The organism is Stenotrophomonas sp. FW305-3-2-15-E-LB1, assembly GCF_058787375.1.
Genome location: NZ_JBYSZR010000051.1, coordinates 1 through 9,934 on the forward strand (window position 1 = coordinate 1; position 9,934 = coordinate 9,934).

Genomic DNA, 9,934 nt, shown 5'->3' on the forward strand with positions numbered 1-9,934 from the left:
GTCCGGTTGCGGGGGCGTGAGCGCCATGGATGGCGCGACCGAGCCTCCATGGACGGATTTACGGCGTCCCCCGCAACCGGACCCACCCCGCCATCCCACGGATAGCAGGCTTTTGCTTTTGAGGTTGCCGGCCAGCGGCCGGCACTACCAGCAGGTGCAGGGCTGCAAGCCCTGCCGGCCTACTCCACCAGGGTGATGGGGGTGAGCGTGACCTTGGCGTTGTTGGCGGCCCCCATGCGATCGGTATAGGCCTGCCCGCGCTGCAGCAGGTAGAAGCTGTCCAGGTAGTCGATGTCGTTGGCGAACCAGGACGACGGCATGGCATTGAGGATGGCACCGGCGATGTCGGCGATGACCGCGTACTCCGGCGCGAACACGCCCAACGCGGTCTTCACCCCGCTGGTCAACGCCACCAGCAGTTCCTGGTAATTGGTATCGCCGTCATCCTCGAACAGCTGCACGTTGGCAGCGTTGAAGCGGTAATTGCCCCAGATCACCAGCGCCTGCTGCGGGGTGTAATCGGTGTTGTCATAGTCCAGGTACGGCATGTCGACGGTGACCATTTCCGGCTCGGTCTTGTCGACCTGCAGGCCGGAAACGACAGCAAACACCTCTGCCGCACCCAGTGCCCACGGCTCCTGGTCATCGGCCAGGCGGATGCGATCCAAGCGGGTGATGTCCAACGACGCGCTGGCGCCATTGGCAGCGATGCTGATGCGCTCAGGGGACTGCAGGCCGCGTTCGCGCAGGCCGGCGTTGACCAGGGCCATGCCCTCGGCCACCGAGCGGCGGGTATCGACGTCGACGATCAGCACAGGGAAGTCCGGCGCCTGCTTCGCATCCAGCAGGTGCGCGCGGCCCTGTGCGTCATAGGCGGTCAGCGTGGTCCAGTCGCGATCATTGCCGCGTGGCAGGCTGGCCACCCACAGCTGGCGCGGCGCGATGGCATCCAGCGATGCGCCTTCGGGCACATAGGCGCGCAGTTGCAGCAGCGCAGGCCCCTGCTCCGGCAGGCCCTTGCGCAGCCGCAGCTGGCCATCCTGCCGGGCCACGCTGCTGCTGGCCACCGTCCGCGCCTGCGGATCGAAACGCGCCACCACCTGCTGCAGGGCCACGCCGCGTTCCGGTGCCGCACGCAGGGCCGACCGCGCGGCGTCGGCAAAGCCCGGTTGCGCGATGAGCGCGGCGACGTCGCGCGCACTGGCATCGGTGATCGCCTGCACATCGGCAGGCCGCGCCTGCAGGGGTGCCTGCGCCAGCACCGAAGCACTACCCAGCATCAGCGCCAACAGCGCCGACGCACGAAACATCCATTGATTCGTCATGAACCCACCTGTCGGGAAGGCTGGCAGCCGCCAGCGGAGGCTGCGCCGCGAGCCCCCTGCTTCCCACGCGACGCATGCCGCCACGCTACGTGCCCTGCCGCCGATAATACGTTATCGGCCGCACAGTTCCGGCAGTGGTAGGCGCCGTACGCGTCACGCCCAGCAGCCGCCGGGCATGGGCCCGGCGCTGCAGCAACGCGTGATCAGCCGTTGGCCATCCACTTCAGGATCAGCCCGGTGACGTAGGCCAGGCCGGTACCGGTGGCGTACCCCACCGTGCCCAGCAGCACGCCCACCGGCGCCAGCGAGGGATGGAATGCCGCCGCCACCACCGGTGCCGACGCCGCCGCACCGATGTTGCCCTGCGACCCGATGGCGAAGAAGAACAGTGGCGCACGCAGCAGTTTGGCCACGATCCACAGCACCAGCACGTGGGTCGCCATCCAGATGGCGCCGAGCAGGAACAGCCACGGCCGGTCCAGGAGCGACAGCAGGTTCATCTGCATGCCGATGCAGGCGATCAGGAAATACAGGAACACGGTACCCAGTCGCGAGGCACCGGCCGCTTCCAGCCGGCGCGCGCGGGTGAAGCTCAGGCCCAGGCCCATCGCCGTGGACAACAGGATGACCCAGACGAACTGGCTGTCCAGGCTGAACTGGCTGGCCCAGCTGATGTTGGCCTTGAACCAGCCCGCCAGCGGCGCGGCGATGGCATGGGCCAGGCCGACACCACCGAGCGCCACGCCGACGATGATCATCAGGTCGGTCATGCTGGGAATGCGTGCGTTCTGCGCGTCATAGGCACTGATGCGCGCCTTCATCTCGTCGATGGCGCGGGTGTCGGCACCATTGCGCGTATCGATCTGCTGCGCGCGGTTGGCCAGGAACAGCAGGATGGCCATCCACAGGCTGGCACAAGCCACGTCGACCACCGCGAACTGGCCGAAGGTGGTGGCATCGGTGCCAAACACCTCGCGCATGGCCACCATGTTGGCGCCGCCACCGATCCAGCTGCCGGCCAGCGCGGCCATGCCTGCCCAGGTGTCGCCGGCCACCGTTTCCGGGTGGATCAGCTTCATCACCTGGAAGGAGACGATGGCGCCCAGCATGATGCCGGCGGTACCGGCGCAGAACACGACCAGCAGCTTGGGGCCAAGCTTGGCGATGCCCTTCAGGTCGATCGACAGCGTCAGCAGGACCAGCGCCGCCGGCAGCAGCACGTCGCGGGCCACCGGGTTGTACAGCGCAGTGTTGTGGCCGTCGATGACACCGGCAGTGTTGTAGATGGCGGGAATGAAGTAGCACAGCAGCAGGGCCGGCACCCAGGCGAAGATCTTCTTCAGCAGGGGGGTCGGGCCGCTGGCGGCCCAGAAGATCAGGGCAAGGGTGGCGGCAATCAGGCCGAGGCCAACGATGTCGTTGCTGATCAGGGCAGTAGCGGGTTCGGTCGGCATGGGATCCTCTGTCGATCGAAAGAGCGGAAAAAAAACGCCGCAGGATGCGGCGTTGCCCGAGATTAACATCGCCTTCACGCCGGGTCATGCTGCGCTGCTTGCCGCAGCACGGCGACGTGCCCAGAATTGCCCCATCACCGACGCCCCATCCCCCACGGCACATCGCCATCGGAGCCTGTCATGCAACTGGGTGCTTTCTCGGTCAGCCTGTCAGTGAAGGATCTGGCGGCGTCGCGTGCGTTCTACGAAGCCCTGGGCTTCGTGGTGAGTGGCGGTGATGCGGCACGCAACTGGCTGGTGCTGCGCAACGATGGCATCGTGATCGGCTTGTTCCAGGGCATGTTCGAAGGCAACCTGCTGACCTTCAACCCGGGCTGGGACCAGTACCGGCAGGAACTGGGCCAGTTCCAGGACGTGCGCGAACTGCAGGATGCGCTGGATGCACAGGGCATCGCGCTGACGACACGCACCGATCCCGATGGCCAGGGCACCGGCTACCTGCAGCTGGCCGATCCTGATGGCAATGTGATCCTGATCGACCAGCACGTGGAGCGCCCGAAAGCGCGGTGATTGCTCTGGTAGGCGTCGACCTTGGTCGACGGAAAACATGCCAACCAAGGTTGGCATCTACCGGCGCGACCAGTCAGCCCGGACGCGAGGCGCCGAAGTCGAGCGTGACCCGCGTGCCGCGCGGCTCGACCGGTTGCAGGTGCAGGGTCCAGCCCAGGTGTTCGCACAGGCGGGCGATCAGGTCCAGGCCGATGCCGCCGCGGTCGGCACGCTCGCCACGGGCCATGCGCGCGTGGATGGCAGCGATTTCCTCCGGCGCCATGCCATGGCCCGGGTCCTGCAGGGTCAGCACTGCCTGCGGGCTCAGGCGCAGTTCGATGTGGCCACGGCCACTGTTCTCGATGGCGTTTCGCAGCAGGTTGCCGATCGCGGCCTGCACCACGGCCAGCGGCGCCACGATGTCCACCGGTGCGGCCTGGATGCCGATGCTCAGGTCCTTGTCCCCGAGCAGGTGGCGATGGTCGGCGACGATCTCCGGCAGCAGCTGGTCCAGTGCGATGCGCTCGGCACGCGCGGCCAGCCGGGCCGGATCACGGGCCAGCACCAGCAGCAGCTCGATCAGCTGCTCCACGCCCTGCGCCGTCCGCAGCACGCGCTGCATCTGCTGGCGTGCGCGCTCGGGCAGCCCCGGCTGTTCCAGCGCCAGTTCGGCCGCGCCGGTCATCACTGCGATGGGCGTGCGCAGCTCGTGGCTGGCCGTACTGATGAACACCCGCTCGCGCTCGACGAACTGCTCGTTGCGGTCAAGGTAGTCGTTGAGCGCGTCGGCAATCGTGTGCAGTTCGGAACTGCCGCGCGGGTCGACATCGATGCGCTGGCCCTGCTCGCCGGGCCGCAGCGCGCCGATGTGATGGGCCAGCAGGCTGAGCGGGCGCACCACCCGTTCCATGCCGAAGGACGCCATCAGCACGGTGACGAAGACCATGATGATGCCGGCCAGCATCACCCAGCGCGTGGCGAACTGCTCCAGGTCGTGGAAGTCGGAGATGTCCAGCGCCAGCGCCACGCGCCCCATCGATGCGGTGTCGCGCACCATCACCGCGGTCTCGCGCTCGCCGACCATCACCCCGTCGTGCAGGCCCGGATGCAAGTCGCGCAGGGTGGCCGGCATGTTGGTCTCGTCGAAACGGTAGAGGCTGAGCGTGTCCGAATCCTGCCAGTGGTACTGCGGCTCGTGCTCGGTGTGCTCGACGATGCTGTCCAGTTCGGAATTGAGCAGCGCGCGCCAGGCCGCATGCTCGGCGTGCTCGTGCACGTAGTTGCCGACGCTGAACACCGCCAGCGAGATCAGCGCCAGGTAGCCCAGCAGCCAGCCGATCACGCGCCGGTACAGCGGCCCCGGCTTACGCGCCTTCTTCATCGTTTCCATTGCCTGCACTGCCGCTGGTCGCCAACCGGTAGCCCACGCGCGGCAGGGTGTGGATCAGCTTGTCGTTGAAGGGGCCGTCCACGCTGCGGCGCAGTTCATAGACGTGCGAACGCAGCAGGTCGCCATCCGGCGGCTCGTCGCCCCACAGGGCGAACTCCAGCTGCTGGCGGGTGACCGCGCCGGGGCTGGCGCGCATCAGCACTTCCAGCAGCTTGCGGCAGGCCGGGTACAGGTGCAGCGCCTGGCCGCCACGCTGGGCCTCCAGGGTGGCCAGGTCCAGCACCAGGTCGGCCACCTGCAGGCGCTTGCGCGGGTTGCGTCCCTGCGCGCGCAGCAGCAGGGCCTCCAGCCGCACTTCCAGCTCGGGCAGGGCGAAGGGCTTGGTCAGGTAGTCATCGGCGCCCGCGCGGAACCCGGCAATCTTGTCCGGCAGCTCGTCGCGGGCGGTCAGCATGATCACCGGCACTTCCGAACCCTGGTCCGCGCGCAGGCGGCGCAGCACTTCCGGCCCTTCCATGCGCGGCAGCATCCAGTCCAGGATGACCGCGTCATAAGGGTGGCTGCCCGCCAGGTGCAGGCCGGTGATGCCATCGGGGGCCACGTCCAGCACGTGCCCGCGCGACTCGAAGTAGTCGAACAGGTTGGCCACCAATTGGCGGTTGTCCTCGATCACCAACAGGCGCATGCACGGAATGTCCACGGAAGTTCGTACCATGGTAGCGCTGCCCATGTCGGAATGCGGTCGCCCTGCGCCCACCTCCGACGCCTTTCCCACGCCCGCCCTTCCACAATGGCCGTTTTGCTCCCGGAGCCCGCCGTGCCCGTAGCCCTGTCCCGCCGCTGGTTCCTGCCCCTGTTGTGGCTGCTCATGATCGCCTCGCTGGGCGCCGGCATCGGCATGCGCCAGCCGCAGCCGCCGGACGAGCCGCGCTTCGTGCTGGCCGCGCGCACCATGGTGGAAAGCGGAGAATGGCTGCTGCCGCACCGTGGCAGCGAGCTTTACGCGGAAAAGCCGCCGGTGTTCATGTGGCTGCAGGCGGTGGCCCACCAGGTGGTCGGCAGCTGGCAGTGGTCCTTCCTGCTGCCCTCGCTGCTGGCCGCCCTGCTGAGCCTGTGGCTGGTCTCGGACCTGGCGCGACGGCTGTGGTCGCCACGGCATTCGCTGTACGCGATGGCCGCGCTGTTCTGCACGCTGCAGTTCGGGCTGATGGCCAAGCGCGCACAGATCGACATGGTACTGGTGGGAATGACCACCGTGGCCCTGTGGGGCCTGCTGCGCCATCTGGCTGAGCGCCGCAACCTGCCGGCGCTGTGGCTGGCCGGCTTCGCCGCCGGCCTGGGTACGGTCACCAAGGGCGTGGGCTTCCTGCCGCTGCTGATGGTGCTGCCGTGGTTCGGCTGGTGGCTGTACCAGCGCCGCCGCGGGCAGGCCGTAGCGGGCCCGCACCCGGCCACCCTGCTCTGGCTGGTGCCGGCATTCCTGCTGGGCGTGGCGGTGTGGCTGGCGCCGCTGGGCTGGGCGCTGCTGCACGAACCCAGTGCATCGCTGCAGTCCTACGCGCACGAACTGCTGTTCAAGCAGACCGGCACGCGCTACGCCAACGCCTGGCATCACCGCCAGCCGGTCTGGTACTACCTGCAGGTGATCCTGACGCTGTGGCTGCCCGGCAGCCTGCTGCTGCCGCTGCTGGCCAGGCCGTGGTGGCGCCGCCTGCGCCGTGCCGACCGCCGGCAGTGGCTGCTGCTGGGCTGGGCGTTGCTGGTGCTGCTGTTCTTCACCGCCAGCCCGGGCAAGCGCGAGGTGTACGTGCTGCCGATGCTGCCGGCGATGGCGCTGGCCGTGGCCCCGCTGTTGCCGGGCCTGCTGCGCCGCCTGTGCGTGCGCCGCTACCTGTTCGGCTACAGCCTGCTGCTGATGCTCGCCACCGGCACCCTGGGCGTGATGATGATGACCGACAGCCACTGGGCGCAGGCACAGCTGGCACGGCGGGCAATGCCTGATTCGCTGCTGCCGGTGCTGGGCAACGGCCTGCTGGTCTTCGCCATTGCCGTGGCCACGCTGGCGGTGTGGCTGCGCGTGCGCCGTGCGGCCGTGCTGGTCCTGCTCACCCACGGCATGCTGTGGATGCTCTATGGGCTGGTGCTGATGCCGACGCTGGATCCCTACGCCTCCGCCTCGTCGCTGATGCACCGGGTTGGCAAGCGGATCGGACCCGATGCCGAACTGGCCCTGGTGGCCTGGCGCGAACAGAACCTGCTGCAGGCCGACCGGCCGGTGCGCGAGTTCGGCTTCAAGCGCCCCTGGGCAGAGCAGTGGCACGATGCCGGCCCGTGGCTGGCCGAGGCCCCGGAGAAGCGCTGGGTGCTGGTGCTGGACAAGGCCATGAGCCCCTGCGTCGATCCGGCCCAGGTGGTCGACATCGGCATCGCCAACCGGAACCGCTGGCAACTGCTTCCGGGCAGCGCGTGGGACGCCCGCTGCCATGCCGAACGTGCCGGTGCATCGGAAGAAGAAGACTGAACCCTGGCTCGCGCCGGGATCGCATTAACCCGGCGCGAACGGATGTACGACCCTTCTCCGACATGAAGGTGACGAGCATGGCCGCGGATTCCTGCCATGGCCCCTTCCCGCATGCCCGCTCGTCCCCTTGTCCCGGCCTTTGCCTTCACGCCTTCGTGGCTCGCGTCGCGGTTTGCGCTGACGCATCTGCTGCTGCCCGTGGCCATCGGCCTTCCGCTGTTCACCCTGTTGATGGGCTTCGGCGGTGACCAGTGGGTGGCCGATCACCTGTTCCGGCTGGAAGGTGGCCATTGGGCGCTGCAGGATGCCTGGCTGACCCGTTCGGTCGTGCACAAGGGTGGCAAGTGGCTGAGCACCGCTGCGGCGCTGGTCGCGATCCTGCTGTGCTTCCACCACTGGCGCCGCGGCCGTGACCGCACCCTGCGCTGGGCGCTGCTCTATGTGGTGGCGGCCATGGCGCTGGGTACCGGCCTGATCTCGCTGCTGAAGGCGCTGGTGCCGATGGATTGCCCGTGGGACCTGCTGCGCTATGGCGGCCACGAGCCTTTCATCGGCCTGCTGGCCAGCCGCCCCGAGGGCATGGCCGCGCGCGCCTGTTTCCCGGCCGGCCATGCCAGCGCCGGTTACGCCTGGCTGTGCCTGTACTTCTTTGCCCTGCTCTGGCGCCCGGCCTGGCGCTGGGCCGGGCTGTGGATCGGCCTCGGCAGCGGCCTGGTGTTCGGCATCAGCCAGCAGCTGCGCGGCGCCCACTTCCTTTCGCATGACGTTGCCACGGCGTTGCTGTGTTGGCTGCTGTCGCTGGGCCTGTTCCTGATCACGGAGCGGCTGCTGGCCCGGCGCACGCAGGAACGTCCGACCCGCCAGGAGGCACGTGCATGAATGCATCGGTCCAACGTTCGTTCCGCCTGCCCGCGCTGGCCAGCCTTCGCCGCTGGCGCCCGCAGCTGTCCACCGAAGCGCTGATCGTGCTGACCAGCCTGTTCTTCGCCGTCGCCGGCAATGGACTGTTCTGGCACAGCGCCATGGCCAGCCATCCCGGCAGCCTGCGCTACGCGCTGTCGCTGTTCCTGTTGCTGCTGGGCGCGCACGGCGTGCTGCTGGGCATCCTGGTGTGGCGCTGGAATGCCAAGGTGGTGACCAGCGTGCTGCTGCTGGTGACCGCCTTCGCCGCGCACTACATGAGCCAGTACCACATCTACCTGGATGCGGACATGCTGCGCAACGTGCTGGCCACCGACCCGAAGGAAAGCCGCGAGCTGATGACGGTGTCGCTGGTGTGGCCGGTGCTGCTGCTGGCGGTACTGCCCATGGCGCTGCTGTGGCGGGTGGAGCTGCGCCGCCGCAGCTGGGGCCGCGCCCTGCTGTGGCGCGCCGGCTTCCTGCTGGTGGCGGCGGTCACCGCCGTGGGTGGCGCGCTGATCTCGTTCCAGGATGTCTCGGCGCTGATGCGCAACCAGCGCGAAGTGCGCTACCTGGCCACACCGGCCAACGTGCTGCTGGGCATGCCGCGCGCACTGCGCGGCGACAACCCGGTGCAGCGCGCGCCGAAACTGCCGATCGGCACCGATGCCAAGGCCACCCCGCGCGCGCCGGCCAGCAAGCCGCGGCTGCTGGTGATCGTGATGGGCGAAACCGTGCGTGCGCAGGACTGGGGCCTCAACGGTGGGCGCAACACCACCCCGGAACTGGCGCAGGCACCGGTGATCAATTTCCCGGACATGCATTCGTGCGGCACCAGCACCGAAGTTTCGCTCCCGTGCCTGTTCTCGCCGTGGGGACGCCATGACTACGACGAAAAGAAGATCCGCGCCCACCAGTCGCTGCTGCACGTCCTGGACCGCGCCGGCATCGCGCCGCTGTGGCGTGACAACCAGTCCGGCTGCAAGGGCGTGTGCGAAGGCCTGGACTTCCAGTCACTGTCCGACGCGACCACGCCGGGCCTGTGTGCCGATGGCCGCTGCATGGACGAGATCCTGCTGCAGGACCTGGCCGCACAGGTGCGCGCCAAGCCCGGTGACCGCGTGGTGGTGCTGCACCAGCTGGGCAATCATGGCCCGGCCTACTTCGAGCGCTACCCGGCCGCCTTCGCCCGCTTCAAGCCGACCTGCGACACGCGTGACATCGGCCGTTGCACGCGCGAGGAAATCACCAACAGCTACGACAACGCGGTGCTCTACACCGACCACTTCCTGAGCAGGACGATCGGCACGCTGCAGGGCCTGCAGGACTACGACACGGCGATGATCTACCTGTCCGACCATGGTGAATCGCTGGGCGAGAAGGGCCTGTTCCTGCACGGCGTACCCTACGCGATCGCCCCGGCAGAGCAGACCCGCGTGCCGATGACGATGTGGTTCTCGCCGGGCTTTGCCAGCAGCCGCGGGCTCGACCTGCAGTGCGTGCGCAAGCGTTCGGCGGCGTACACCGACCACGACAACCTGTTCCCGTCGGTGCTGGGGTTGATGCAGGTGAAGACGGCGCTGTACGAGCGTGACCGGGACCTGTTCGCCGGCTGCGAGAGCTGAGGGGTGGGGTGTTCTGGCAGGGCTTGCAGCCCTGCACCTGCGGTAGTGCCGGCCGCTGGCCGGCAACCTCAACTTCAAAAGCTGGTTTGCTGAGGGTTGGCGGGGTGGGTCCGGTTGAGGGGGACGCTGCAAGTACGTCCATGTAAGCTCGGTCGCCGCATCCATGCGGC

The 9,934-nt window shown here is 68.3% G+C and carries 8 protein-coding genes; 4 read left to right on the forward strand and 4 right to left on the reverse strand.

The features are described from left to right. Nucleotides 1-179: 179 nt before the first annotated feature. Together AC3WL7_RS21050 and AC3WL7_RS21055 are read right to left on the reverse strand one after the other, a co-directional pair. A complete protein-coding gene (locus tag AC3WL7_RS21050) occupies nt 180-1,310 on the reverse strand; it encodes a DUF3103 family protein (RefSeq protein ID WP_492752971.1) in 1,131 nt (376 codons plus the stop codon). A 218-nt stretch (nt 1,311-1,528) separates the two neighbouring features. Beyond that, nucleotides 1,529-2,779: a DUF819 family protein gene (locus AC3WL7_RS21055; RefSeq protein WP_283221902.1), complete on the reverse strand. Its 1,251-nt coding sequence runs from the start codon at nt 2,777-2,779 to the stop codon at nt 1,529-1,531. Nucleotides 2,780-2,959: 180 nt separating this feature from the next. Between AC3WL7_RS21055 and AC3WL7_RS21060 the strand changes: the two genes are divergently transcribed. After that, nucleotides 2,960-3,349 (forward strand): VOC family protein, encoded by a 390-nt coding sequence (locus AC3WL7_RS21060; RefSeq protein ID WP_079222762.1) that lies wholly within the window; start codon nt 2,960-2,962, stop codon nt 3,347-3,349. Nucleotides 3,350-3,422: 73 nt separating this feature from the next. Here the strand turns inward: AC3WL7_RS21060 and AC3WL7_RS21065 are convergent, their stop codons facing one another. Both AC3WL7_RS21065 and AC3WL7_RS21070 read right to left on the reverse strand, forming a co-directional pair. Then, nucleotides 3,423-4,718 carry a sensor histidine kinase gene (locus tag AC3WL7_RS21065; RefSeq protein WP_492752974.1) on the reverse strand — a complete coding sequence of 432 codons (1,296 nt, stop codon included), beginning with the start codon at nt 4,716-4,718 and terminating at the stop codon, nt 3,423-3,425. Further along, nucleotides 4,693-5,403 (reverse strand): response regulator transcription factor, encoded by a 711-nt coding sequence (locus AC3WL7_RS21070; protein WP_295518573.1) that lies wholly within the window; start codon nt 5,401-5,403, stop codon nt 4,693-4,695. Before AC3WL7_RS21070 ends, AC3WL7_RS21065 begins: the two co-directional genes overlap by 26 nt. Before the next feature lie 132 nt (nt 5,404-5,535). Here AC3WL7_RS21070 and AC3WL7_RS21075 point away from each other — a divergent pair, with 132 nt between their 5' ends. The 3 genes from AC3WL7_RS21075 (at nt 5,536) to AC3WL7_RS21085 (ending at nt 9,764) form a co-directional block, all read left to right on the forward strand. After that, nucleotides 5,536-7,239, forward strand: coding sequence for an ArnT family glycosyltransferase (locus AC3WL7_RS21075; protein ID WP_492752977.1), 1,704 nt, complete (start codon nt 5,536-5,538; stop codon nt 7,237-7,239). A gap of 111 nt (nt 7,240-7,350) precedes the next feature. Then, complete coding sequence (locus AC3WL7_RS21080; RefSeq protein WP_108747863.1) at nt 7,351-8,118, forward strand: phosphatase PAP2 family protein; 768 nt, start codon at nt 7,351-7,353, stop codon at nt 8,116-8,118. Then, a complete protein-coding gene (locus AC3WL7_RS21085) occupies nt 8,115-9,764 on the forward strand; it encodes a phosphoethanolamine transferase (protein WP_492752979.1) in 1,650 nt (549 codons plus the stop codon). Before AC3WL7_RS21080 ends, AC3WL7_RS21085 begins: the two co-directional genes overlap by 4 nt. Nucleotides 9,765-9,934: the final 170 nt, after the last annotated feature.